At 72.9% G+C, this 24759-nt stretch carries 20 protein-coding genes and 1 pseudogene; 8 read left to right on the forward strand and 13 right to left on the reverse strand.

Features of this window, described 5'->3' with window-relative positions; genetic code table 11:
* A partial coding sequence (locus ACZ5WK_RS13810) for an RNA-guided endonuclease InsQ/TnpB family protein (RefSeq protein WP_465547541.1) occupies nt 1–770 on the reverse strand: 770 nt, incomplete at its 3' end.
* A 49-nt stretch (nt 771–819) separates the two neighbouring features.
* On the opposite strand from ACZ5WK_RS13810, the gene tnpA reads away from it, so the two are divergent.
* Nucleotides 820–1248, forward strand: a complete 429-nt coding sequence (gene tnpA, locus ACZ5WK_RS13815; RefSeq protein ID WP_465547542.1) for an IS200/IS605 family transposase — start codon at nt 820–822, stop codon at nt 1246–1248.
* A gap of 94 nt (nt 1249–1342) precedes the next feature.
* Here tnpA and ACZ5WK_RS13820 read toward each other — a convergent pair whose 3' ends face one another.
* Nucleotides 1343–1759, reverse strand: a complete 417-nt coding sequence (locus ACZ5WK_RS13820; RefSeq protein ID WP_465547543.1) for a DUF885 family protein — start codon at nt 1757–1759, stop codon at nt 1343–1345.
* A gap of 119 nt (nt 1760–1878) precedes the next feature.
* Nucleotides 1879–2841, reverse strand: a pseudogene (locus tag ACZ5WK_RS13825) (DUF885 family protein); the annotation flags it as partial.
* Here ACZ5WK_RS13825 and ACZ5WK_RS13830 point away from each other — a divergent pair.
* Nucleotides 2767–3714: an NAD-dependent epimerase/dehydratase family protein gene (locus ACZ5WK_RS13830; RefSeq protein WP_465547544.1), complete on the forward strand. Its 948-nt coding sequence runs from the start codon at nt 2767–2769 to the stop codon at nt 3712–3714. The pseudogene ACZ5WK_RS13825 and the gene ACZ5WK_RS13830 overlap by 75 nt on opposite strands.
* Before the next feature lie 253 nt (nt 3715–3967).
* Complete coding sequence (locus ACZ5WK_RS13835; RefSeq protein ID WP_465547545.1) at nt 3968–4999, forward strand: alpha/beta hydrolase; 1032 nt, start codon at nt 3968–3970, stop codon at nt 4997–4999.
* Nucleotides 5000–5306: 307 nt separating this feature from the next.
* On the opposite strand, the gene ACZ5WK_RS13840 is transcribed toward ACZ5WK_RS13835, so the two are convergent.
* Entirely contained in the window at nt 5307–6104 is a 798-nt protein-coding gene (locus ACZ5WK_RS13840) for a GNAT family N-acetyltransferase (protein ID WP_465547546.1), read from the reverse strand.
* An 823-nt stretch (nt 6105–6927) separates the two neighbouring features.
* Here ACZ5WK_RS13840 and ACZ5WK_RS13845 point away from each other — a divergent pair.
* Entirely contained in the window at nt 6928–7578 is a 651-nt protein-coding gene (locus tag ACZ5WK_RS13845) for a DUF3152 domain-containing protein (RefSeq protein ID WP_465547547.1), read from the forward strand.
* 114 nt (nt 7579–7692) lie between these two features.
* On the opposite strand, the gene ACZ5WK_RS13850 is transcribed toward ACZ5WK_RS13845, so the two are convergent.
* Nucleotides 7693–8592: a Gfo/Idh/MocA family protein gene (locus ACZ5WK_RS13850; RefSeq protein ID WP_465547667.1), complete on the reverse strand. Its 900-nt coding sequence runs from the start codon at nt 8590–8592 to the stop codon at nt 7693–7695.
* Between the two features lie 372 nt (nt 8593–8964).
* Between ACZ5WK_RS13850 and ACZ5WK_RS13855 the strand changes: the two genes are divergently transcribed.
* From ACZ5WK_RS13855 to ACZ5WK_RS13865, 3 genes are all read left to right on the forward strand, one after another.
* On the forward strand, nt 8965–10722 hold the full coding sequence (locus ACZ5WK_RS13855) for a cation:proton antiporter (protein ID WP_465547548.1): 1758 nt from the start codon (nt 8965–8967) through the stop codon (nt 10720–10722).
* Nucleotides 10719–12038, forward strand: a complete 1320-nt coding sequence (locus ACZ5WK_RS13860; RefSeq protein ID WP_465547549.1) for a DUF2254 domain-containing protein — start codon at nt 10719–10721, stop codon at nt 12036–12038. The genes ACZ5WK_RS13855 and ACZ5WK_RS13860 overlap by 4 nt, the downstream gene beginning before the upstream one ends.
* 163 nt (nt 12039–12201) lie before the next feature.
* Entirely contained in the window at nt 12202–12531 is a 330-nt protein-coding gene (locus tag ACZ5WK_RS13865) for a hypothetical protein (protein ID WP_465547550.1), read from the forward strand.
* 96 nt (nt 12532–12627) lie between these two features.
* Here ACZ5WK_RS13865 and ACZ5WK_RS13870 read toward each other — a convergent pair whose 3' ends face one another.
* The 3 genes from ACZ5WK_RS13870 to ACZ5WK_RS13880 all read right to left on the reverse strand — a co-directional run bounded on the left by ACZ5WK_RS13870 (nt 12628) and on the right by ACZ5WK_RS13880 (nt 16078).
* Nucleotides 12628–13554: an aldose 1-epimerase family protein gene (locus tag ACZ5WK_RS13870; RefSeq protein WP_465547551.1), complete on the reverse strand. Its 927-nt coding sequence runs from the start codon at nt 13552–13554 to the stop codon at nt 12628–12630.
* 47 nt (nt 13555–13601) lie between these two features.
* A complete protein-coding gene (locus ACZ5WK_RS13875; protein ID WP_465547552.1) occupies nt 13602–14957 on the reverse strand; it encodes a chloride channel protein in 1356 nt (451 codons plus the stop codon).
* A gap of 149 nt (nt 14958–15106) precedes the next feature.
* Nucleotides 15107–16078, reverse strand: coding sequence for a DUF389 domain-containing protein (locus ACZ5WK_RS13880; RefSeq protein WP_465547553.1), 972 nt, complete (start codon nt 16076–16078; stop codon nt 15107–15109).
* Between the two features lie 212 nt (nt 16079–16290).
* Between ACZ5WK_RS13880 and ACZ5WK_RS13885 the strand changes: the two genes are divergently transcribed.
* A complete protein-coding gene (locus tag ACZ5WK_RS13885; protein ID WP_465547554.1) occupies nt 16291–18111 on the forward strand; it encodes a glycoside hydrolase family 15 protein in 1821 nt (606 codons plus the stop codon).
* 103 nt (nt 18112–18214) lie between these two features.
* On the opposite strand, the gene ACZ5WK_RS13890 is transcribed toward ACZ5WK_RS13885, so the two are convergent.
* The 5 genes from ACZ5WK_RS13890 to ACZ5WK_RS13910 all read right to left on the reverse strand — a co-directional run bounded on the left by ACZ5WK_RS13890 (nt 18215) and on the right by ACZ5WK_RS13910 (nt 24663).
* Nucleotides 18215–19981, reverse strand: coding sequence for a cation:proton antiporter (locus ACZ5WK_RS13890; RefSeq protein ID WP_465547555.1), 1767 nt, complete (start codon nt 19979–19981; stop codon nt 18215–18217).
* A gap of 86 nt (nt 19982–20067) precedes the next feature.
* A complete protein-coding gene (locus tag ACZ5WK_RS13895; protein WP_465547556.1) occupies nt 20068–21087 on the reverse strand; it encodes a cytochrome d ubiquinol oxidase subunit II in 1020 nt (339 codons plus the stop codon).
* Nucleotides 21084–22547, reverse strand: a complete 1464-nt coding sequence (locus ACZ5WK_RS13900; RefSeq protein ID WP_465547557.1) for a cytochrome ubiquinol oxidase subunit I — start codon at nt 22545–22547, stop codon at nt 21084–21086. Before ACZ5WK_RS13900 ends, ACZ5WK_RS13895 begins: the two co-directional genes overlap by 4 nt.
* A gap of 180 nt (nt 22548–22727) precedes the next feature.
* Nucleotides 22728–23552, reverse strand: coding sequence for an SDR family oxidoreductase (locus ACZ5WK_RS13905; RefSeq protein ID WP_465547668.1), 825 nt, complete (start codon nt 23550–23552; stop codon nt 22728–22730).
* A gap of 151 nt (nt 23553–23703) precedes the next feature.
* The gene (locus ACZ5WK_RS13910; RefSeq protein WP_465547558.1) at nt 23704–24663 is read right to left on the reverse strand and encodes a 2-hydroxyacid dehydrogenase; all 960 of its coding nucleotides are present in this window, start codon (nt 24661–24663) and stop codon (nt 23704–23706) included.
* Nucleotides 24664–24759: the final 96 nt, after the last annotated feature.

The following is a 24759-nucleotide window of genomic DNA, read 5'->3' on the forward strand; positions in this document are numbered from 1 at the left end:
AGCCGTTGACGGCGCACCTTGCGGTGCAGATCCGCGACCTTGCCCGCGGCCTTTCGGCGGCGGTTGCCGCGCCGCTTGCACCGGGCCAGAGCCTGCTGCGCGGCTTCGAGCTTCGCGGCAGCGCTCCGGCCGTGGCGCGGGCTGGGAACGAAGCCGCCATTCGAGTCGGCGAGGAAGTTCGCTATGCCCAGGTCGATCCCGACCACGGACCCGGTCGCGGGCAGCGGCTTCGGCTCGCCCTGCTCGGCGGCCAGCACCACGTACCAGCGCTTGCCCTCACGCTTGACCGAGACCGTCTTGACCCTGCCGGCCACGGCACGGTGCCGGTTGACCTTAATATGCCCGACCCCTTGGAAACGGACGCGCGTGACCGGGTCGTGCGGGGTGGAGTCCCACCGGCACCCGTCCCCGTCTTTCGGGAACTCCACCGTGTCGAACCAGTTCACCCCGCGAAAGCGCGGGTAACCGGGCGTCTCGCCGGCCTTCACCCGGCGGAAGAACGCCGCGAACGCCCTGTCCAGACGCCGCAGCGTCGCCTGCTGCGAGGAGAACGACCACCGGCCCTGACGCTCCCGGTCGAACGCCCGGATCTCCCTGAGCTGCGCGGACTGCATCCCGTACTTCACGGACGTCTTCGAGACGTGCCGGTAGGCGTCACGGCGTTCCTGCAACGCCCCGTTGTACAGCGAGCAGTGATCCCGCAGCATCTCGGCCAGCGCCTGCGCCTGGCCCATGGTGGGCCGCATGAGGAACTTGTACGCACGAATCACCCGGCCCACCCCCTCCCGGTCTGACGATCGATCATACTACGCTTGGGGTATGTCACCACGCTGGGAGCCGAATCCCGATATCCGTACTGGTCGCCATGTCGCCTACAACCTGCACGCACACTTGGTGTTCGTCACAAAGTACCGCAAGGGCGTCTTCGATGACGCGATGCTCAAACGGTGCGAGGAGATCATGCGCGAGGTCTGCGACAAGTTCGAGACCGAGCTACGGGAGTTCAACGGCGAGGCCGATCACGTCCATCTCCTGGTGCACCATCCGCCGAAGGTCGCCCTCTCGAAGCTGATCAACAGCCTCAAGGGCGTCAGCTCGCGGTACCTGCGCGCCGAGTACACCGGCCACATCAACCGCATCGGCCTCGGCTCCGTCTTCTGGTCCCGCTCCTACTTCGCCGGATCGTGCGGCGGCGCACCGCTCAGCATCATCCGGCAGTACATCGAAGGCCAGAAACGGCCTGTCTGACCGTCACCTCGGCGCAGAGACCTCCGGCGCATCGCGCCTCCGAGACAAGGATGCGTTTCCCTCCCCGGCTGAAGCCGGGGATACCCACGCAAGATCACGGATGGCGGCCGGGGACGCCCTCGTGGTACCAGGTGCTGACGATCTCCCAGGTGGGGAAGGTGCGTTGGCCCAGGGTCGGCAGATAGGCCCGGCCCGGCCGGCTGAAGTCCAGGCTGGGGCCGGCGTAGTACGGCGCCACCGAGCTGCCCGGCGGCGCGATCACCGTCTCCACCCGGCACAGCGGGCCGGAGATGTCGAAGTGGGTGCCGTGCAGGGCCTCGATCGCCTCGTCGGTGATCTCCTGGAGCCAGGCCCGGATCGCCTCCTCGCCCTCGATCGTGTGCCCGTGCCGGTCCAGGTGGTCCATGGCGGCACGGACGGAGGCGCCCGGCAGGACGCGGCCGGCCTCGGCGCGCATCTCGGCGGCCGTGCGGTGGAACTCGTCCCATGCCCAGGTGTACGCCTCGGCCACGTCGACGTCCGCGCCGTTTGGCCCAGCGGGCCGACCGCAGGTAGCGCTCGCGGCCGACGGCGTCCCGGGGTGCCGTCGGCGGCGGGCAGGTAGGTGTGCCGCAGCCAGTCGCGGAATCCGGCGACGGCGGCGGTCGCCTGGGCTGCGGCGGCCTCCAGCTCGGACCTGAGCCGCTCGGGCCCGGCGGCGACGAACCCGGTGAACCAGCCTGCCCCGCCGTCGGCCTGGCCGGTCCAGGCGGCGAGCTGGTCGACGACCGCCCGGGCCTGGCGCGGGGCCGAGAGCAGCCCGCGGCCGATTCCCTCCGCCAGGGTCGCCCGGTAGCCGTCCAGCGCGCCGGGCAGGTTGCGCAGCCGCCCGGCCACCGAGGCCCAGTCCTCGTCGGTGGCCATGGGCATCATGGTGAGGATGCTCCGCACCTGGTGCACGGGCGAATTGACGTTGCGCAGCCGGCGGTAGTGGTCGCCGGCGTCGTACACGGCCAGCTCCGCGACCAGACGCTCGCGCAGCAGCCGGGCGCAGGCCCGGTCGGCCGTGTCCGCCCAGGCCCGCCGGTGCCGCTCGGCGCCGTCGAGCGCGGCCAGCGCCTCGCGGGCGGGGCCGGCGAGGGCCGCGAAGCCCTCGGGTGACAGGTCCGGCTGCCGGTCGTCGCCCGGCTGCCGGCCGAGCCTCGTCGCCAGCACCGGATCGAGCGCGGCGATCCGGGCGACGTAGTCGTCGGCTATCCGGCGCGGTGTGCTCAGTTCGTCAGACATCCGGCCATCCTGACGCGACATCAGGACGCTGTCAGCAACCCGGCCGCCGACGCCCCTGGAGCGCCGGGGCCGCGCGCGCCGGGGCCCCGCCTCCGCCCCGCCGACGCGGTCGGCCCGAAGGCGCGGCCGACGCGGTTGCCCCGGTGGAACAGCCGGCACGGGTGCCCCTGCGGAACAGCCGGCGCGGTGCCCGGCAGGAGCCCCCGCCATGCCCGTGTCACCCGCCTCCCGGGCCCGGACTAGGCTGTGACGGTGAGTCTTCATGTGGTTGTCGGATACGGGCCCGCGGGGGCGGCCACTGCTCGGCTGCTGGCCGGCCAGGGGCATTCGGTACGTGTGGTCACCAGGTCGGGCCGTCCGGCGGAGCCCGGCATCGAGCATGTGGCGCTGGACGCGGCGGCCGCCGGACAGCTGGCCGGGGCCGCGCGCGGCGCCGCGGCGGTCTACGGCTGCGCCGCGCCGCCCCTCCACCGCTGGGCGGCCGAGTGGCCGCCGCTGGCCTCGGCGCTCTGCGCGGCGGCCGAGGAGACCGGGGCCGTCCTGGTGGGCCTGGGCAACCTCTACGGCTACGGCCCGGTGGACGGCCCGCTCACCGAGGGCCTGCCGCTCGCGGCGACCGGCCCGAAGGGGCGGGTCCGGGCCGCGGTCTGGGAGCAGGCGCGGGCCCTGCACGAGGCGGGCCGCATCAGGGCGGTCGAGGTGCGTGCCTCGGACTTCTTCGGCCCCGGTGTGACCGACGGCGGCCACCTGGCCTCGCGGGTCGTGCCGCGCGTACTGAACGGCAGGCCCGTCACCGTACTGGGCGACCCGGATGCTCCGCACAGCTGGAGCTACCTCCCCGACGTGGCCCGGGCGCTGGCCGAGGTCGCAGGTGAGGAGCGGGCCTGGGGCCGGGCCTGGCACGTGCCCACGGCCCCCGCACTGTCGAGCCGGGAGATGGTCGGCCGGCTCGCCGCGGAGGCGGGGTCCGGCCCGGTGGCGGTGCGGAGGATGCCGGCGGCGGCCCTGGCCCTGGCCTCGCTCTTCTCGCCCCTGATCCGCGAACTGCGCGAGGTCCGCTACCAGTTCGACCGTCCGTTCGTGATGGACTCGGCCGCCTACGAGTCCGCCTTCGCCGTGCGCGCCACCCCGGTCGAGGAGCAGTTCGGGGCGACGGTGGCGTGGTGGCGTGAGCGGATCTCCGCGGCGAAGGGCGCCTGAGCCCGCCGGCGCCCGGCCGTCCTCACGGACCCCTCACCGACCCCTCACGGGCTCGCCCGACTCCCGACCGTCTGTGCAACCGACGAGCCAGTGATCACGTCCTAAGATCACATAATGGCGCACCTCCCCGGCCGGGGCGGTGCGCCATCCGGGGGTGTGCAGGTACGGCCGCCCCCGGTCGCGTGCCGGTCCCGCCCGGGGCCGCCGTCCGGCTCCGCGGACCGGACGTCACACTGGTCGGAGAGTTCTCACCGTGCAACCGCCGTCTCCTCGCTTCCGTGCCCTTCTGACGGGTACCACCGCGCTCGTCCTGGCCACATCGCTGGCCGCCTGCTCCGGCGGCGACGGCGGCAGAGGCGACGCGGCGAAGGACGCCGGTACCGTCACCGGCCCGGCCGCCGCCGGCACCGCGTCCGCAGCACCCACCGCCCCCGCGGCCGGCAGCAAGGTGGCCATGCCCACCGGCCCGACCACGACGCTCGGCAAGGCCAGGGACACCACCGCCGGGCCGATCACCGTGACCACCCTGACCGGTGCGAAGTCCGGCGTGTCGGGAAAGGTCTGGGTCTGGCTGCCGCCCGAGTACAACGACCCCAAGTACGCCAGGACCGGCTTCCCCGTCATCGTGCTCTTCTCCGGCGGCCAGAGCGCCGGCTACAACACCTACACGGACAACCAGTTGCCCATCCAGGCGGCCGACGTGGAGATGACGAAGGCCGGCACGGCCCACCCGTTCATCATGATCATGCCGGTGCAGAACCTGGACCCCGACGAGCACAAGGCCCTGGAGTGCAGCGACATCCCGGGCCAGCCCAAGATGGGCACCTGGCTGGCCGAGGACATACCCGCCTTCATCCGGGCCAACTTCCGCACCCTGAAGAACCGGGACGGCTGGGGCGTGATGGGCGCCTCCACCGGCGCCTTCTGCAGCGCCAAGCTCGCCCTGCAGCACCCGGAGACGTTCGGGGTCGCGGTTCCGGTCGACGGCTACTGGGCCCCGGACTCGCCGCTCTGGAAGGGGCACGAGGCGGAGCGCCAGGCCAACAGCCCGAACGCCATGGTCTCGCAGGGCAAGGCGGACGTACGGATGCTCGCCACCGCGGCCGGCGCCACCCCGCCCGAGGTCAAGCTGGTCAAGGACTGGGTCGCCAAGGCCGTCCCGCCACTGAAGATCGACTACTACGAGCAGCCCGGCGGCCAGCACCTCACCTCGGACTTCAAGAAGATGATCCCGAACACCCTGGAGTGGCTCACCAAGAACATGGCCGGGCCGACCGCCGACTGACGGTCCGTCCACAATGTGCCCCCGCCGGAGAGTTGGCATGACTGAAACCCCGTCCGACCGGGCATACCGTGGATAGCCCGTCAACGGGCCCGGTTGGAACTCCCCACGAGCGCAACCGGGCCCCGACTGGCGGCCGGGCCTGGACGTGACTTCCCCCACGGAGTCGCTGCCAGGCCCGCATGCTGTTCAGCCAGCGACACGCAGCGTACATGCCACCTCCACGTAACGCTACCGTGCGGCCGTCGGACACTTCATCTCCCGGCCCCCGGGGCCGGAACGGGTCCCCAGGCGTCCAGTGGGGACGCGGTCACACGGCGCACTCCCCACCGGGGACGTTCAGGCCCAGGAACATGACCTGCCGGCGCGGCCGGAACCCCAGCGACTCGTAGAGCCGGATCGCCGTGGTGTTGTCGGCGGCGGTGTGCAGGAACGGTGTGTCGCCGCGCTCGCGGATCCCGGCCGCGACCGCCCGCACGAGCCGGGGCGCCAGGCCCTGCCCGCGGTGGGACTCGGCCGTGCAGACCGCGCTGATCTCGGTCCAGCCCGGCGGGCGCAGGCGCTCCCCGGCCATCGCGACCAGCGCGCCGCCGCGCCGGATGCCCAGGTAACGGCCGAGTTCGACGGTGCGGGGCAGGAACGGGCCGGGCCGCGCCTGCTCCACCAGCGCCAGCATCTCCGGCACGTCGGCGGGGCCCAGCCGGACGGCCTCCTCGTCGGGCGCGGCGCGGACGCCGTCGTCCACCAGCTGGACACCGGGGCCCTGCACGAGGATCTCCCAGCCGGCCGGCACCGCGGTCGGCGAGCCGGTGGCGACGAGGACGAAGCCGGGGCCGCACAGCGCCGCCACGTTCCGCCAGGTCTGCCGGTCCGGCCGGTCCGGAAGGGCCAGGAACGGCGACACGTCGGCGGGGTAGCACAGGACGTCGCCCCGCCGCCGGGCAAGGTGCGCGTGGGGGCCGAGCAGGGCGGCGCGGGCCGGGTTGTCCAGGATGTGGACCGGGTTGTCCGGGGAGCCGGCCGGGTCACCCAGGACGCGGCGGTACACGGCACCGCCCGTGGCGCCGTCCGTGACGCCGTCGGGGGTGAGCGCGGGGTACTGGGACATGCGAAGCCGTTCCTCGATCTCGATGCTTCTCGCTCCTTCGGCGGCGGCGTGCCCCGGTCCCGGCCGGAGCCGGCGGCGACGGAGCGCAACCGACGGGCGTACGAGCGTGCGGACCCCTTGGGAACGGGCTCGCACACCGGTGGAGTCCCATGACGGCGTGGGCGGCGGACCGTTACGGGCGACAGAGTCCGGTCGGGGAGCCGACCCCGTCGATCCAGCGGCGCCGCACGAGCGCGGCGCCACGGCCCCGGCCCCCGGCGACAGCTCGGTGGGCGGCGGCCGGCGGGCGGAACGCCGCGCGCGGCGGCACCGGGAGCCCGAGGGCCACCCGCTCGTCCCGCCGTTGGCCTGCGCGCATCGCCCGTCCGTTTCGCATCCGGCAACCGTGAACGTCCACGGTACCGCGCACCACGGCCGGCTCCGGAAGCGATCCCGCGACGCCGCCCGCGGACGCAGCTCCCCGGAGCCCGGCGCCACCCGGTCCCGCGGTCGCCTGAACCGGTGGTCCACCTCGACCCGTTATTACCTACATAACCGATTACCTACATAATCGTGCACCAGTACGATCCTCGTACAGGAGTTATCGCACCACCATGTCCATCCAGGCCCCAGCCCGCCCCCGCGCGGCCGCCACCGTCCCCCCGAGGCCCCACGTGCCCCAGCCCGCCCACCGGAAGCCCGCCCACCGGTCGTACGGCCGCCCCGCCACGGGGACCAGCCAGTGAGGGTCTTCGCCGGATCCCGGCGCGACGAAGCCTCCCCTCATGATCCCGCGGGCGACCGGACCGGCCGGCGGAGAGCCTGGCAAGGCGCGCTCGCCATCGTGGTGGTCGCCGCCGTGACCGCCGGCCTGCTGTGGTGGCAACCGTGGAGCCCGGCCCCCGCCCGCCGGCAGAAGCCGATGGAGTTCACGACGGCCACCGGCGGCTCCCCCCGCTTCGGCACCGGCGAACAGCTCCTCCGCTACAAGGTGCGTGCCGAGAACGGAATCAAGGAGAGCCCCGAACAGTTCGCCGCCGAGGTCGACACCGTCCTCGGCAACGTCCAGCGCGGCTGGGCCGCGGACGGCACCCGGTCCTTCCAGCGCATGCCCGCCGACCCGGTGGACTTCACCGTCTACCTGGCCACCCCGGAGACCACCGACCGGATCTGCGGCCAGTACGGGCTGGACACCGGCGGCTGGGTGAACTGCGGCGTGGGCCACCAGGTGGTCATCAACCTCAAGCGCTGGACCGAGCTGACCGAGTACTACACCGGCCGACCCGACCTCTACCACGCACTCGCCGTCAACCACGAGGTCGGCCACGTACTCGGCCTCGGCCACGTCGACTGCCCCGGTCCGGGCCAGCCGGCACCGGTGATGATGCAGCAGATCAAGGGACTGCACGACTGCGTGCCGAACGGCTGGCCCTACTCCGAGACCGGCACCCTCCTCACCGGTCCCCCCGTCCAGGCCCCCACCCCCGCCCCCTAGAAGCACCTCAGCCGAATCACCTCAACCACAGCAGCACAGCCGCCGGGCCCGTCGCACCCCGCTGCGCCGGGGTTCCGCGCAGGCGAGGCACGGGGCACCCCGCAGGCCCGTGCCTCAGGCCGCCTCGATGCGCTCCACGATCAGTTCGCACAGCTCATGGGTGCGCAGCGCGTCACGGGCGTCGAGGGTCTTTCCGGTGCGGACGGCGTCCAGGAACGTGAGCACGACCTGCTCGATGCCGCGCTGACGGGCCACCGGCACCCAGTCGCCGCGGCGGCGGATCGTCGGCTGGCCCCGGTGATCGATCACCTCGGCCAGATTGTGGACCTCGCGCTTGGAGTCCCCGCCCGAGACCTGGAGGATCTCCTCGGTGGAGCCGCTCACCCGGTTCATGATGCCCAGTGCCGTGAACCCCTCACCGGCGAGGGTGAGGACGAGGTGCTCCACCAGGCCGTCCCGTACCCGGGAGCGGACGTCCACGTGCTCCACCTCACCGGGCACCAGGAATCGCAGGACATCCACGACATGGATGAAGTCGTCGAAAACCATCGGCCTCGCCGCCTCCGGCAGGCCCTCCCGGTTCTTCTGCAGCACGATCAGGTCGCGCGGCCGCTCCAGCGCCTGGACGTAACCGGGCGCATGACGGCGGTTGAAGCCCACCATCAGCGAGCGGCCCGTGCGGTCCGCGAGGTCGACCAGCCGGCGGGAACCGTCCAGCGTGTAGTCGAGCGGCTTGTCCACGTAGACGTCGACGCCGGCGGTCAGCAGCTGCTCCACGATCGGGACGTGCTGGTCCGTTGCCGCGTGGACGAACGCGGCCCGGACTCCGCCCGCGATCAGCTCGCCGAGGTCGGTGAACCGCTTGCCGGGATCGATGCGGTGGGCGTCGCCGATCCGGTCGAGCTTGGCCCGGTCCCGGGTCATCAGACGCAGGTCGAGACCCGGCAGCGCCGCCAGCACCGGCAGATACGCCTTCTGGGCGATGTCGCCGAGACCGATCACCCCGACCGGCAACGGGGCATCGAGGACGGGGATCGGACTCATCGGCTCTCCTGTGGTGACGGGGGACGGGGGGACGGGTGATCATCGACGGCCCCACCCTATTCGCCACGCACCGCACGCGGCACGACACCGCCTGCGCGGCCGCGCACGCCTCCCCGGCACCGGACCGGCCCGTCGCGGTCCCGTGCGGTGTTGCCCGTCCCGGCCGGGCGGCGCTCGGCCGAGACCGGGAGGCCTCCCGGCGGCGGTCACGTCCCGGGTGTCCGGGCGCGGGCAGGGCCGATCGGGTGGCCGCTGCCGTGTCCGACCGCGATGGGCGAGTACGGGCCCGGCGGGACGCGGTTTGATCCCGTAGACCCCGACGTCGTGAGGAGAGCGGCCGCCGTGTCCGACGAGGACATCCTCCTTGGCATCGCCCTGACCGTGGCCCTCGCCACGGGTTCCCAGGTCCTGGCGAACAAGCTGCGGGTCCCCGCCCTGATCGTGCTGCTGCCGGTCGGGTTCACCGCAGGCGCGCTGACCGACGTCATCCACCCCGCGAAGCTCGTCGGTCCGGACTTCCCCGCACTGGTGTCGCTGTCCGTCGCCGTGATCCTCTACGACGCCGGCCTCGGACTGAACCTGCGCAACCTCACCGGCCGCACCCGCGGGATCGTGGTCAAGCTGCTGGTCATCGGCATCCTGGCCACCTTCTTCGCCGTCTGCGCCGTCGGCCCGGCGCTGTTCGGTATCCCGCTCAGGGTCGCTGCCATGATCGCCGTGATCCTGGTGGTGTCCGGCCCCACCGTGGTCGGCCCCCTGCTGGAGTACGTCCGGCCGACGGACCGGCTGCGGCGCATCCTCATCTGGGAGGGGACGCTGACCGACCCGATCGGCGGCATCCTCGGCGCCGTCGTCTTCCACGCCGTCGCCACCACCGGCCGGGTCGACATCGGCCGGGGCTACCAGTTCGGACAGTTCCTCCTCAGCATGGCCGTCGGCCTCGCCGGCGGCGCGGTGGGCACCGTCATCCTCTGGCTGGCGCTGCGCAAGCTGCGGCTCGGCGAGACGCTCGGCACCCTGGCCCAGCTGGCGACCGTGGTCCTCGTCTCCGCGGGCTGCGACATCGCCCGCGACGACACCGGCCTGATCGCCGCGATCGTCACCGGACTCGCCGTCACCAACCTCCCCGGCCTGGACATGCCGGCCCGCCGGCCCTTCCTCGAAACACTCGTCCAGCTGATCATCGGCCTGCTGTTCATCTCCATCTCCTCCGCCGTCGCCCCCGCCTCCGTCACGCCCGTGCTCGTCCCCTCCCTGATCCTGATCGCGGTCCTCGTCCTGGTCGTCCGGCCGCTCATCGCCTTCGCCGCCGCCCGGGGTTCCGACCTGACCACGGGCGAGTGGGGCTTCATCGGCTGGATGGCGCCCCGCGGCATCGTCGCCGCCTCGACCGCGTCCGCCTTCGCCGCCACCCTGGTGGAGAAGGGGCTGCCCGGCGCCAGGAAGATCCTCCCGATCACCTTCCTCGTGATCGTGGGGACGGTCGTCCTGTACGCGCTGACCGCCGCCCCCGTGGCGCGACGGCTCAAGGTCGTCCGGCCGAGCCGGACCCGCCCGCTCCTCGTCGGCGGCGAACCCTGGGTGATCGGCCTGGGGAAGGCCCTGCAGTCGGCCGGTCTCGACGTGCTGATGTGGGCGGGGCTCGACGAGGAACGCGACCGGATCACCATGGCCGGCATCGAACTCGCACACGGGGAGATGCTGGCGACCGCGACCAACCCCCGGGCCCGTCTGGAGGGCGTCACCGCGGTGTTCCTGCTCACCGACGACGACGACTTCAACGCGCTCGCCTCCGTCGTCGTCAAGGACAACGTCGAAGGCCCCGTCTACCGCGTGGGCCCGCCGCGGGACAGCCACGGCGTGGTCGCCCCCTACACCGGGGGCGACATCCTCTTCGGCCACGCCCTCGTCCGGCACCGCCTGGCGGCCCGCTACGAGCAGGGCGCCCGCTTCCACCTGCAGCCGGGATCCGTGCCCGTCCCCCCGGACCACGACCTCCTCTTCGTCATCAGCACCGACGGCCTCCTGGCCCCGGTCACCGAGGCCCAGGCGATCACGCCGCGGCCGGACGAGACCGCCGTCCTGCTGGGCCCCGCATGATGTCCTGGGCCGCCCGATTCCGGCTGCGGCAGTACGCCAAGGCCAGCCTGTGGATCGTCCCGCTGGTCGGGCTCGTCCTCGGCGTCGCCCTGGCCGAGGCGGCGACCGCCGTGGACGGGGCGTCCTGGCTGCCGAAGACCTGGGACTACTCCGCGTCGACCGCGAGCAGCGTCCTCAGCTCCGTGGTCGGCTCGATGATCGCGCTGCTCGGGTTCGTCGTCACCATCGGCGTCCTCGTCATCCAGCAGGCCACCGGCACACTCTCCCCCCGCTACATGCGGCTCTGGTACCGCGACCGGCTGCAGAAGGCCGTCCTGGCCACCTTCACCGGCACCTTCGCGTTCGCCTACACCCTGCTACGGAGCATCGAGACCGACTCCGTGCCCAACCTCGGCGTGACCCTCGCCGGCATCGCCGTCTCGGCCAGCCTCCTCCTCCTGCTGATCTACCTCAACCGCTTCACGCACAACCTGCGCCCTGTGGCCATCGCCGACATCGTGGGACGCCTGGGCGAGCGAGTCCTCGACCGCGCCGCGGCGGGCGTCCGGAGCTCCGCCGCGCGCGACCCGGCGCTTCGGCCGGGCTCCCCGGCCGGCCGCATCCGGTCGGAACGCGGCGGCGTCATCCAGGCGATCAACGCGCCCGGCCTGGTCGCGCTCGCCGCCCGGCACGACTGCGTCCTGGTCCTGGCCGCCTCCGTCGGCGACTTCGTACCGCCCGGCGCCACCGTGGTCGAGATCCACGGCGGCGCACCCGCGCCGGATCCCCACCGGGTGACCGGCCTGCTCGCCCTCGGCGCCGAGCGGACCATCGAGCAGGACCCGGCGTTCGCCCTGCGCATCCTGGTCGACATCGCCATCCGGGCCCTCTCCCCCGCCGTCAACGACCCCACCACCGCCGTCCAGGTGCTGAACCACATCGAGATGTTCCTCTACACCGTCGGCCGCGTCGGGCTCCGCAGCAGCTACGTGCTCGCCGACGACCACGGCCGGCCGCGCCTCGTCCTGCCGGGCCGGCCGTGGGAGGACTACCTGGAACTCGCCGTCACCGAGATCCGCGACTACGGCGCGACCTCCGTCCAGGTGTGCCGACGGCTCAGGGCCCTCCTCGAAGGCCTCCTCGCGGCGCTGCCGCAGGAGTGCCGGCCCGCCCTCCGCCTCGAACTCTCCCTCCTCGACCTCGCGGTCGACCAGGCGTTCGGCGACACGCCCCGCCGGGCCGACGCCCGGACCCCCGACCCCCAGGGCATCGGCGGAGGACGGCACCCCGGGGGCGCACCGCCCGACACCCCCGCACCTTTCGGGCCCGGCCGGTAGGGACGCCTCCGGCCCGGCCGGGCCCGAGGCTCCCACCGATCCCGCCGGCCCCCGCGGCTCCCAACGGCCGGTCCTCGCCGGTAGCGACAGCCTCCGGATCTCGCGGCGGCCGCCCGCCGGTGTCACGATGGACGCAAGAATTCCGCCGCGATCGGAGGCGGTCATGGGCCGTTCCTACCACTTCCACCGTGAACACGCCGGCTACTCCGTGACCGTCGACGTGCACCTGGGCGGACCCCGGGAACTCGCGCTCCTGGTGGACGGCAAGGAGGTTGCGGCGGTGCGCATCCACGGCCACCACTCCGAGGTGCGGTCGCTGGCCACGACCCTGCCGACCGACCCGCCACGCCACATCGAGGCCCGGGTGACACTGCCCGGCCCGGTCCGGGGAGAGCCGACCAGCGTCCTGATCGAGGACGGCACCCGGCTCCCGATGCCCGAGAGGGAGATACCGCGCCGGGCGCGGCTGACGGAGGTTTCCTGGTACGCCTGAGCGGCGCTTCCCCGCACTGCCCTGCAGGACCGGCCGCGCACCGCGGGGGCGAACGGTACCGGCGCCCCGGCCGGCCGGGCCCGGCTGGGGCGCCCGTCAGGCCGTTCCGTCCCAGGCGGTCAGGCCCCAGCGGAACGTGTGCAGGTCGCCGACGCCGAGCTCCACCAGATCGGCCCGGCCACGGAACGCGTCCGGTGGGCAGGACATCGGCTCCACCGCGAGGCCCCGGCGCCGGGCCGCCTCGGAGAGCGTGTCGCCGGTGTACACCTGGAGGAAGTCGGCCCCTTCGCCCAGCCACAGATCACAGCCGTGCGAGCCGGAGGGATGCGCGAGCCGTACCACGGCCCGCCCGGAGGAGTCCCGTTCCAGTTCGGTGAACGGGGTGTCCAGCCGTTGCGGGCCGATGGTGCGCGGCGTGCGGAAGTCCAACGGCGTGCCCGCCACGGGCCGGGCCGCCGCGGGAGTGCCCGGATCGGCGGCCGGCAGCCACGCCCGGGCCGGGAGGGTCAGCAGCGCATCGTCCACCAGGTCCGTACCCACCGTCAGATAGGGGTGCTGGCCCACTCCGTAGGGCGCGGCCACCGCCCCCAGGTTGCGCGCGGTCACGGTGACCGCCAGCCCTCGGGCCCCGAGCACGTACTCCGCGCGGACGCCGAGGTGGAACGGATAGCCGGGCTGCGGAAAGACGGTGGCCTCGAGCAGGACGCGGTCGTCGGCCCGTTCCAGCGGCTGCCACGAGGCCCAGCGCAGCAGCCCGTGAATGGCGTTGCCCGCCTCCGGCTCGGTCAGCGGGAGTTGCAGGTCCTCGTCGTTCCAGCGGTACCGTCCCCCGCCGATCCGGTTCGGCCAGGGCACCAGGAGCTGTCCACGGCCGCCGGTGATCCGCTCGTCGGCGGCGAAGCCGTCCAGGACGGTGCGCCCGGCCGCCGTGTAGCGGCCCAGGGCCGCGCCGAGCTCCACCACGACGGCGCTGTGCTCACCACTGCGCAGGAGGAACTGCCGCCCGGTCGGGCTGTGGGACATGGCCGGCCTCCAGGTCGGGGTGGAGCGGGCGGATCGCGGACCACGATTCAGGGGGACACCGCGGTCGGCGGCGGCGCGGGGGCCGGCGCAGGGGCGGGGGCGGGGGCGAGCTTGAACGTGAGGACGTAGGAGACCACGACCGCGACGATCACCAGCGGCATGACGGTGAGGCCTTCCGATCCGAGGAGAAGGGTGGCCAGCAGCACCGCGGTCATCGGCAGTTTCAGCATCGCCACGCACAGCGCCCCGACGCCCATCGCGAACCCGGAGGTCACGTCCAGTCCGGGGAGGTGCGCGAGGGCGAGCCCGCCCGCCGCTCCCACGAACATCGACGGAAAGACCGGGCCGCCGCGGAACCCACCGAGCGACAGGCTGTAGGCGAGCGCCTTGCAGACCACCAGGACGACCAGGGTCCCCGCCGTGTACCCGGCTTGACCGGCCAGCAGCGGCCCGAGTGCGCTCTGCCCCGAGTACAGCACGTCCGACGCCGCCTTGCCCGTCCCCTCGGCGTACACCAGCGCGACGACTCCCACGAGCGCGCCGGCCATGGTGGTGAGCACCACCCGCCTCCGGTCGACCCGGCCCTGAAGGAACAGGCCCGAACGGTGGATCCCCGCCCCGAGGACGGCCGAGGCCACCCCGATGACGAGTGCCCAGCCGAACCCGGCGAGGTCGGGGCGGTGGGCCTGCGGCACCTGCGAAAGGGCCAACGAGTAGGTGCCCAGACCGGTCCAGGAGCCGAGGCCGGTGAAGATCAGTGCGCCGACGCCGGCCGCGAGGAGGCCCGGCACCAGAACGACACCCATCATGGCGCCACCGAGGCCGGCCGCCTCCATCAGCAGGAACGCACCGAGCAGCGGCGATCCGAGCAGCGTGCTGACCGCCGCGAAACTCCCCGCGGCCCCCAGCACCGCGGCCGAACTGGGCTGGACGTCCCGTTTCACCGCCCGGACGGCGAACACCGCCAGACCCCCGCCGAGCGCGATGAGCGGAGCCTCGGGACCGAGCACCACGCCCGCCCCGAGCGACGCCACCGCCGCGAGCGCGATACCGGGCAGTTCCGCCGCCGTCGGCGCCCCCTTGGTGACCAGCCCCTCGGCCGGCTTGTGCCCGCCCTCCCCCGGCAGGCGGCTGATGGCGAGCGCCACCAGCAGTCCGGCCAGGGCGAGCAGCGGGATCGGCCACCACGAAGGCGTTCCGTCGAAGCCCAGCGCTTCGGGGAGATCGCTGTAGGTCAGCGACTGCAGTTCGGACACGAGCGCGAGGAACCCGAACGCCATCGCGGAGATCGGGACGCCGAGAACCGCCGTCATCACGAGCAGCACCGCGTACTTGCGGCTCCGGATCAGTACGAGGGGGTCCGGCGGCGGGGCGGCGGGCGGTCCGACGGCTGTGGTCGGCATGCTCATCGTCTCCTCAGCACCGGACGGCAGCCTGAATCGCGTCGGTCGACAGGCCTAGGAGCCGTCGTACCACGGCTCGGGGGCACGCCCGGCACTTCCCGGCCCCTGACCGCCCGGCGATCCCCCGAACGTCATCCGGACGGCTCAGTTCACGCCCGGGGATGCCTCTGCGGCCGGGCGGGGCGTGCGCGCCGGGCGGCGACCCGGCGCCAGATCCCGCGCTGCCCGCGCAGCGTCAAGGTGCCCACCACGATCAACACGACGATGTTGACCAGCAGTTGGACGAGCGAGCCCCCGGCCTCGCTCCAGCTGGAGAAGGCGACGGACACCGCGATGTCCGCCGCCGCCGGGATGGTCGTGACCGAGATGAAGACGCCCAGCAGGGCGCTGGTCCTCGCCTCGCTGAGCGAGACGATGCCGACGACGCCGGCCAGCCCCGCCACCGCGAACGAGAAGAAGTTGGGGGTGTCGATCAGCTGGGAGACCGGCCGCAGGCCCAGGCTGAACGCCTTGGATTCGAAACCGAACCCGCGGATCACGAGGCTGAACAGGAAGGTGACCACGACGGCCAGGACGAAGCCCAGCAGCAGCGCCCGCAGCCCCTGGCGGACCCGCCTGCCGTCACGGCGGTCGATGCCCAGCGCGATGCTGACGATGGCCCCGTACTCGGGGCCGACGACCATGGCCGCGACGATCAGGATCTGCGAGTTGGTGACGATCCCGACCGCGCCGATGAGGCCGGCGATGACCAGGTAGAGGTAGAAACTCGGCGCGTACGTCCCCTCGGCCCGGATCCGTGCCTCGACCTCGTCCCAGACCGGCGCGTGGGTGAGTGCCCCGAGCTTTCGGGTGCCGGCCTCCGCGGCCCCGCCGACGAACGCCACGTCCACGGGCTCGATGACGATCGAGCCCCGGCTGTCCAGGTCCAGCGCGCGCAGGGCACGCAGGACGTCGTTCGCCGCGCCGGTCAGCACGTCGCAGGCGATGGCGTCACCGTCCGGGTTGCGCGCCGCACCGGACTGCACGATCAGGTTGAGGACCGAGGGGGAGCCCGCGAGGCAACCGACGACCCGGTCGGTGAGGTCCGGCGGGCTCACCGCACGGACATGGATCATGTCCAACCCCGGACCTCCACAGGCTTCGGTTTCCCGGCCGGGTGCCGGCCCCTGCAGGATCCCCCACCCGGCCCCGCCCGCCGCGGCATCGCCGCGCGCGGGCGCCCGAGGATTCCCGCCGCGGCCCCTCGACGGAGGGCGCCGGCCACCGCAACGGGCGAGTCCGCCCGTCCTGGCCGATAGTGAAATCAAAGGATCACTCTGACCTTGGGAAGCTCATGGACCGCTACCCGCCCATAGCCGAGCACGGCCTCATAGGCGACCTGCAGACCGCCGCGCTGGTGACCTCGCGCGGCGTCGTCGACTGGTTCGCCGCACCGCGCTTCGACTCCCCCAGCATCTTCGCCGCCCTGCTCGACCACGACCGCGGCGGCTACTTCCGGCTCGCGGACGTCAATCCCCAGGCCACCTGCAAACAGCTGTACTACCCGGACACCGCCGTCCTGGTCACCCGCTTCATGTCGCCCGACGGGGTGGGCGAAGTGGTCGACTGGATGCCGCCGAACACCAGCCGCACCCCGACCGACCGGCACACCCTGATCCGGACGGTGCGCAGCGTGCGCGGCAGCGTGCGCTTCGAGATGGAGTGCCGCCCGCGGTTCGACTACGGCCGCGCCACCCACGAACTGGACCTGCGGCCCGAGGCAGCCGTCTTCCGGGCGCCGGGCGTCTGCGCGTACCTCCAGAGCACCTTCCCGGTGGAGCGGGACGGCGACGACCTGCGGGGCTCCGTCACGCTGAACGTCGGCGAATCGGCAGGTGTCGTCCTGACCGTCTGCGACACCGACGGCCAGGTGCCGCCGCCCCCCACCGTCGACGGGATCACCGGACAGCTGTGGGACGCGGCCGACTTCTGGCAGAAGTGGGTGCACGGATCCAACTACCGCGGCCGCTGGCCGGACATGGTGAACCGCTCCGCGATCACCCTCAAGCTGCTCACCTACGCTCCCAGCGGCGCACCGGTGGCCGCGGCCACCATGGGCCTGCCCGAACAGGTCGGCGGCGAGCGCAACTGGGACTACCGCTACACCTGGGTCCGCGACGGCTCGCTCTCCGTCCGCGCCCTGCTCGACCTCGGCTTCGTCGAGGAGGCGACGGACTTCACGCACTGGCTGGGCGACCGCCTGCACGAGACGTCCGGGAAGGGCGGCGAACCGCTCCAGATCATGTACCGGGTCGACGGCGAACCGCTGCTGACCGAGGAGGTCCTCGGCCATCTGGAGGGGTACCGCGGCTCCGCGCCGGTGCGGCTCGGCAACGCGGCCGCCGACCAGTTGCAACTGGACATCTACGGTGAGGCGCTCTACGCGCTCTCCGAGGGCCGGGAGATCGCCGCCCAGGCCGGCTACCGCGGCTGGAAGGTCCTCTCCCAGAGCCTGGACTGGCTGGCCGACTCCTGGGACCGCCCCGACGAGGGCATCTGGGAGACCCGCGGCGGGCGGAAGGACTTCACCTACAGCCGGGTGATGTGCTGGGCGGCCTTCGACCGCGGCCTGCGGCTGGCCGAAGAATTCCGCCGGCCGGCCGACACCGAGCGCTGGAAGAAGGCCCGCGACACCATCCTGCTGCAGGTCATGGAGCGCGGCTGGAGCGAGGAGCAGCAGGCGTACGTCCAGCACTACGGCGGGGACGACGTCCTGGACGCCTCGCTGCTGCTGATGCCCCGGGTCGGGTTCGTCGCCCCCCGGGACCCGTCCTGGCTGTCCACCCTGGACGCGATGGACCGCACCCTGGTGTCCGACAGCCTCGTCTACCGCTACGACCCGGCCGCCTCCCCCGACGGCCTGCGCGGCTCGGAGGGCACGTTCAGCCTCTGCACCTTCCTCTACGTCGATGCACTGGCCCGGGCCGGGCGCCTGCGGCCCGCCCGTTACACCTTCGAGAAGATGCACACCTACGCCAACCACGTCGGCCTCTTCGCCGAGGAGGTGGGGCCCAGCGGCGAGCAACTCGGCAACTTCCCACAGGCGTTCACCCACCTGTCGCTGATCACCGCCGCCTGCACGCTGGACGAGGCCCTCGACCGCCAGCGCCCCTGACAGGGCACGGGAGCGGCGTGCACGGCGCTGTGCGACCGACCGTGCCGCCGGAGCCGGAGTGGTCCGAGTCCCTCCACTCCCGCGACGGGCTGCGCGGGCCGGCCTACGGCGCGGACCCGGCGGCCGGGGTGAGGAGGACGGCGATGTCGCCGCCGGTCGGCGTCGGCACGGTGGTCTCCGTCGCGGCGACGAGCCGGCCGTCCGCGTTCACCAGGAACAGCACGTCGTGTCCGGCCGGGAGGCCTCCGTCGACCCGGAAGGCGACGATCCGTGCTCCCCCCTCATACCGGCGGGCCAGTTCGGGCCGGTTGAGGGCGGGAGCGAACAGCGCCTCGCTCTCGATGTAGGGGGCGACCACACCGTGGCTGGGGGTGGCCGGCGCCAGGCGGTGGACGGGCCCCTCCACCGTCTCCTTCAGCGTCATGAAGGCGAGGGCGTTGAAGTCGTCCTCGTCGGTGAGCAGGAGCACCTCGGTGATGCCCTCCAGCTCGGCACGGGCCCCGGTGGCGGCGGCGAGCAGTTCGCCGGGGGCCAGCTCGAGGCCCGCGTCCTTGATGGTCCGGCGCTGCTGGTCGAGTCCTGCCCACATGAGCACGTCCAGGCCCGCCGACCGCAGGGCGCCACCCAGCTCCACCACCCAGGGATCGCCCCCGACCAGCAGCGGCCGCGACCGTGCCGACCGGCGGACGACGAGCCGCCGCGCCACCGGAAGCGCCGTCAGGCCGTAGACCATGACGGTGGCGACGATCACGACGAAGGTGGCCGGAAGGATCTTCTGGGCCCCGCCGACACCGGCCTGCACCAGGGCGGCGGAGAAGGTGGACGCGGTGGCCGCGGCGACGATGCCGCGCGGCGCCATCCATCCGATGAACCACCGCTCCCGGTAGGGGACGTCGGTGCGGGCGGTGGAGAGCAGCGCCACCAGCGGCCTGACCACCAGGACGAGGGCCGCGACGAGGCCGAGGGCGGGCAGAACCACGTGGCGGAGCGACTGCGGGGTGACGGTGGCCGAGATCGAGATGAACAGCAGGCCGATGGTCAGCGAGACCAGCGTCTCGAAGAAGACCCGGCGGGCCGGGATGTCCAGCCCCGGCAGATTGGCCAGCGCAATCCCCATCACCACGGCCGCGATCAGGCCGGTGTCGTCCCGGAAGGCGTCGAGGAGCCCCGCCACCAGGACCACCGCGGCGAGCTGCACCGTCGTGCCGAGCACCTCGCCGAGGGGCAGGTGGTGCAGCAGCAGCCAGAGCACGGCGGCTCCCACGGCGCCGCCGGCCAGACCGACCGCCGCACTGCCGCTGAACATGCCCACCTGGCTGCCGAGACCGTGCTGTTCGGCGGCCAGGACGCCGTGGAAGACGAACGCCCCGAGGATGCCGCCCACCGGGTCGATCAGGGAGCCCTCCCAGACGAGGATGCGTTGCAGCCGTTCGGTCGGGCGGACGAAGCCCAGCAGGGGCCCGACCACGGTGGGTCCGCTGACCACGAGGATCGCGCCCAGCATCACGGCGGCGCCCAGCGACATGCTGATGATCGGGACGGCGAGCAGCGCCGCCGACATCCAGGTGACCAGGCCACCGAGCCAGATCAGCCTGACCACGACCCGGCGGGTGTGCCCCTTGAGCCGGCGCAGGTCCAGCCCGAGTCCGGCGTCGTAGAGGATCACCGCCACGGCGAGCGACACCAGCGGTGAGAAGGCGGCGCCCAGCAGCTTCTCGGGATTGACGTCGTCGGTCAGCGCGCCCGCGACGAATCCGGCGGGCAGCAGCAGGAGGATCGCCGGCACCCGCAGCAGGCTCGCCAGCAGCTGGGAGCCGACGGCAAGGGCGAAGATCAGTGCGATGCCGATCAGGATCTGACTGGATGTCACGACATCTCCTCCTTGGACGCGCCGGTCCTACCCGACGGGCTGCGAGATGCTCCGGCCGGCCGGGCGGGAGGGCCCCGCCGTGGCCGTCACCGCGCGACGTCCTCGTCGGCCAGCGGTTCCAGCACGCCGTGGGTGTCGAGGCGATAGAGGACGACGAGGGCCGGGCCGATGAAGACCAGGGCGACGGCCGCGACGATGAGCATCCACTGGAGCGGGGCGCTCGCCCCCGCCCCCTGCTGGACGGTCAGCGAGGTGGGCACCAGGTAGGGCTTCTGGGCGAAGCCCCAGGCGGCGACCAGCAGGGCCACGACCGCCACCGAGGTGTAGCGCGCCCACCCGGCGGCAGGGCCGGCGACCAGCCAGGCCGTGACCGCCAGCGCCGCCGTGGCGAGCAGGAGGAGCAGCAGCCCGATCCCGTGGGTGAGCCCGTGGTGGACGTACGAGGCGTGCGGGTCGGTCACGGTCAGGCCGATCACGCCGAGGATCAGCAGGCCGGCGGCGGCGATCCAGGCGCGCAGCCGGAAGTAGCCGACCAGGTCGTGCGCCTCGAAGCGCCGGGCGTCCGCCGTGAGGAACACCGCGCCGAGGAAGGCGGTGGCCGCCACGGCGATCAGGCCTCCCATGATCGAGGTGGTGCTGGCCCAGGCGTCGGCCGACGCGACGGTGCCGGGGGCGACCCGCCCGGAGGCCACGGCGCCGATGGCGGCGCCCAGGAAGAACGGGGTGAGCAGGGAGGAGACGGCGAACACGGCGCCGTAGATCCGGCGTTCGGCCAGTCGCCGGGTGGGCTTGCGCAGCGCGAACCCGGCGCCGCGCAGGACCAGGCCGACGGCGGCCAGTGCCAGCGGGAGCCAGAGTGCGGTGAACACCGTCTGGAAGAACACCGGGAACCCGGTCCACATCACGATGAGCACGAAGATCAGCCAGACGTTGTTGACCTCCCAGACCGGTGCCATGGCGTGGTCGATCAGCCAGCGGGGGCGTTTGCCGCGCTCGGCGCCGCCGGCCAGGAGGTCCCAGAACCCCGCGCCGTAGTCGACGCCGCCGCCGCAGGCATAGGCGGCGATCGCGAGCAGCAGGATCCAGGCGACGACGTTCGCTGTCACAGCTCACCCCCGGGGGACCGGCCGTTGCCCGGGGTGCCCGCGGCCGCCTCCGGACGCGGACCGTACGGGGTGTCCGTCTCGGGGCCCTCGGCGAGCGCCGGGGCGGATCCGGAGTCGGCGAGCCGCCAACGACTGCGCATCTTCAGGACGACGGTGAGAAAGGCGCCGAAGACGAGGACGTAGACCGTGACGATGATCCCGAACATGGTCCACAGCGAGGCTGCGGCGGTGGGGGTCACGGCCTCGGAGACCCGCATGTTCTGGTAGACGATCCAGGGCTGGCGGCCCACCTCGGTGGTGATCCAGCCGCACTCCACCGTCAGCAGGCTGGCCACACCGGCCACCGCGGCGCACCGGAAGAACCACCGGGAGCGGGGCAGGTCGCGGCGGCGCAGCCAGCACCAGCCGTACCAGAGGGCGAGCAGGATCAGCAGACTGCCGATGGTGACCATGATGTCGAAGGCCCAGTGCGCGATGGTCGCCTGGGTCGTGGTGGGGCGGTCGGAGGCGGGCACCGAGGTCAGCCCGGTGACCTGGGTGTCGGGGCTGAACCCGGCGAGGATGGAGTCCAGTTGGGGAATCTTGAGGCCGCCCTTGATGGTGCCGTCCTCCTGGAGGCGGCCGAACATGTACTCGGGCACATGGGTGCCGGTGTTCCAGACGATCTCCGTCGCGGCGAACTTGACGGGCTGCTTGTGGAAGACCGCCCGGGCGATGGCGTCGCCGAGCATGAACTGGACGGGGGTGAGGATCGCCGCGGCCGTGAACGGCACGGTGAAGCCGAGGCGGTGGTAGCGGTCCCGGCGGCCGCGCAGCCAGCCGACCGCGTAGACGCCCGCCACCACGTAGCCGGCGGTGAGGAACATCGCGACGACGAAGTGCCAGTACTGGGGGCCGAACATGGGCGTGAAGACCGCCTGTTGGACGCTGACGTCCACGGGATTGCCGCTCGCGTCGAGGGTGAAGCCCTGCGGGGTGTTCATCCACGAGTTGGCGGCGATGATGCCGAACGCGCCCATCAGCGCCGTCAGCGGCAGTGGCACGCCGAGCCAGAAGTGCGTCCACGGCTTCAGCCTGCGCCAGCCGTAGAGGTAGATCGCGATCAGGATCGCCTCCAGGAAGAACGCCCACGCCTCCACGCCGAAGCCGAGGCCGAAGACGTCCCCCCAGCGGCCCATCATGCCCGGCCACAGCAGTCCGAACTCGAACGAGAGCACGGTGCCGGTGACGATGCCGACGGCGAACTGGACGGCCATCACGGCGGACCACCGCCGCGCCAGCAGCAGGGCGGTCGGGTCGGCCTTGCGCAGCCCCCGGTGGTGCATCACCAGGGTGACGAACGGCAGCGCCACGCCCAGCGGCACCAGCAGGATGTGGGAGGCGAGGGTGAACGCCATCAACTCCCGGGCGGGGAGCAGCTGTGCGGGGGTGTCAGCCAGGAGGTGTGCTGCGGTGTTCATGCGGGCCTCGGTGGCTCGTGCCGGGTGGCCGCTGGCTCACCCGGTTGACCGGACGGGGAGGGGGCGTGCGGACCGGCGGCGGGAGGCAGGCCTCGGACCGCGCTGGGGACGGCCGGCCGGATCAGCCGGCCGGTCCGCGGGCGTCGCACGGTGGTGGGCACGGCGGCCTTCCACCTGCGGTCAGCCTCCGGTGGCGAAGCCGGGGAAGAGGGTCATCCCGCCGTCGACGTAGAGCGTGGCACCGACGACGTAGTCCATCAGGTCGGAGGCCAGGACGGTCACCGCGTTGGCGATGTCCTCCGGGTCGCCGACCCGGTGGTAGGGGATCAGCCGCAGGAGGTCGGCCTCGGCCCCGGGGGTGTCCCAGGCGGACTTGTTGATGGGGGTGCGGATCGCGCCGGGCGCGACGGCGTTCACCCGGATCCCCTGCGGGGCGAGTTCCTGCGCCAGGGTCTGCATCAGCATCAGGACACCGCCCTTGGAGGCGGCGTAGTTCACGTGGCCCGCCCACGGGATGATCTGGTGCACCGAGCTCATGCAGACGATCTTCCCGGCCGAACGGGAGACCTCCGGCACGACGCCCCGGCGGACGAACTCCTTGGCGGCCTCCCGGGCGCACAGGAACTGGCCGGTGAGGTTGACGTCCAGCACCTTCTGCCACTGGGCGACGGTCATCTCGGTGAGGGCGGCGTCCCGCTGCAATCCGGCGTTGGCCACCATGATGTCGATCGTGCCGAACTCCCCGACCATCCGGTCGACCATCGCGACGACCTGGTCCTCCTGGGAGACGTCCGCCTCGTGGGCGTAGGCCTGCACCCCGTAGGACTTGATCTCCTCGACCACCTCCTCGGCCGCCTCCGGGCCGAAGACGTAGTTCACGACCACATCGGCGCCGGCGCGGCCGAGACCGATCGCCGTCGCCTTGCCGATACCGGAGTTCGCACCGGTCACCAGGGCCTTCTGCCCCCGGAGAACAGGCGGAACCGGCCGCCGCCCCTTGTCCACAGCTGACGTCACTGATCTCTCCCGTCCTTGGCCGCAAGCCGGCACCGGGTGACCACACTCGTCGGCCCGGCCCGCGGCGCGGGGAACGGCTCGCCCGACGACGCGCGACTGTCCCCCCGACGGCTCAGCGCGCAGCCGGGCGCGGCGCCGGTCAGTCACCCGGCCGGGCCACCACGTTCTCCAGCGGGCCGCCCGCGAGGAACCGCTCCAGCTGGGTGCGGATCAGGCGCAGGCCCCGGGGCAGGAAGGCGGAGCTGTTGCCGCCCACGTGGGGTGTGATCAGGGTGTTCGGGGCCCGCCAGAGGGGGTGGCCGGCGGGCAGCGGTTCGGGGTCGGTCACGTCGAGTGCCGCGGCCAACCGGCCGCCCTGCAGCTCGGCGAGGAGGGCGCCGGTGTCCACGACGGCCCCGCGGGCCACGTTGACCAGCAGGGCGCCGTCCTTCATCGCGGCGAGGAAAGCCGCGTCGACCAGCCCCCTGGTCCCGTCGGTGAGTGGGACGGTCAGCACCACGACATCCGCGCGCGGCAGCAGGTCCGGGAGGTCGGCGAGAGCGTGCACCGGCCCGCGAGCCGCCGTCCGGGCAGTGCGGGCCACGCGCAGAACCTGGCACTCGAAGGGCACGAGCCGCTCCTCGACGGCCGCACCGATCGCCCCGTGGCCGACCACCAGCACGGTACGCCCGGCGAGCGACGCGAACGAGCCGCCCTCCCAGGCACCGGCGTCCTGCGCCCGGACGAAGCCCGGGACTCCGCGCAACGAGGAGAGGACGAGGGTGACCGCCAGCTCGGCGGTGCTCGCGTCGTGGACACCCCTCGCGTTGCAGAGCACTACACCCGCCGGCAGGACGGGAAGCAGTTCCTCGACTCCCGCCGAGAGGCTCTGCACGACCCGCAACCGGGGCATCCGGGCCAGCAGCGGAACGGCGGCCGACGTGCAGGTGTAGGGGACGACGAAGAACTCCACCTCGTCGAGCACCCGCTGGGGCGGGCCGTCACCCCGGCCGTCCCACACCACCGTCGCCACCTCCGGGCGCAGGCCCACCTGTGCGAGCGGGTAGGGAAGCAGGATCCTGGCCGGGGGGCCGCCGGGCACCGCGTTCGGGATGCTCATGAGGCGATCTCAACAGCGATCACCCGCCGGGGCAAACCCCCGGCCCGCCATTCGGTGCGGCCGGCGGAGGCGCAGGGCCGGCGGAGGCGCAGGGCC

It is taken from the genome of Kitasatospora sp. NPDC032757, assembly GCF_055579305.1.

Bases quoted from the DNA above. Each gene is read 5' to 3' on its own strand.
- ACZ5WK_RS13860 (WP_465547549.1), top strand. From the start codon at position 10,719: ATGATGTCCTGGGCCGCCCGATTCCGGCTGCGGCAGTACGCCAAGGCC.
- ACZ5WK_RS13910 (WP_465547558.1), bottom strand. From the start codon at position 24,663: ATGAGCATCCCGAACGCGGTGCCCGGCGGCCCCCCGGCCAGGATCCTG.
- ACZ5WK_RS13885 (WP_465547554.1), top strand. From the start codon at position 16,291: ATGGACCGCTACCCGCCCATAGCCGAGCACGGCCTCATAGGCGACCTG.
- ACZ5WK_RS13875 (WP_465547552.1), bottom strand. From the start codon at position 14,957: ATGCCGACCACAGCCGTCGGACCGCCCGCCGCCCCGCCGCCGGACCCC.
- tnpA (WP_465547542.1), top strand. From the start codon at position 820: ATGTCACCACGCTGGGAGCCGAATCCCGATATCCGTACTGGTCGCCAT.
- ACZ5WK_RS13900 (WP_465547557.1), bottom strand. From the start codon at position 22,547: ATGAACACCGCAGCACACCTCCTGGCTGACACCCCCGCACAGCTGCTC.
- ACZ5WK_RS13870 (WP_465547551.1), bottom strand. From the start codon at position 13,554: ATGTCCCACAGCCCGACCGGGCGGCAGTTCCTCCTGCGCAGTGGTGAG.
- ACZ5WK_RS13865 (WP_465547550.1), top strand. From the start codon at position 12,202: ATGGGCCGTTCCTACCACTTCCACCGTGAACACGCCGGCTACTCCGTG.
- ACZ5WK_RS13840 (WP_465547546.1), bottom strand. From the start codon at position 6,104: ATGTCCCAGTACCCCGCGCTCACCCCCGACGGCGTCACGGACGGCGCC.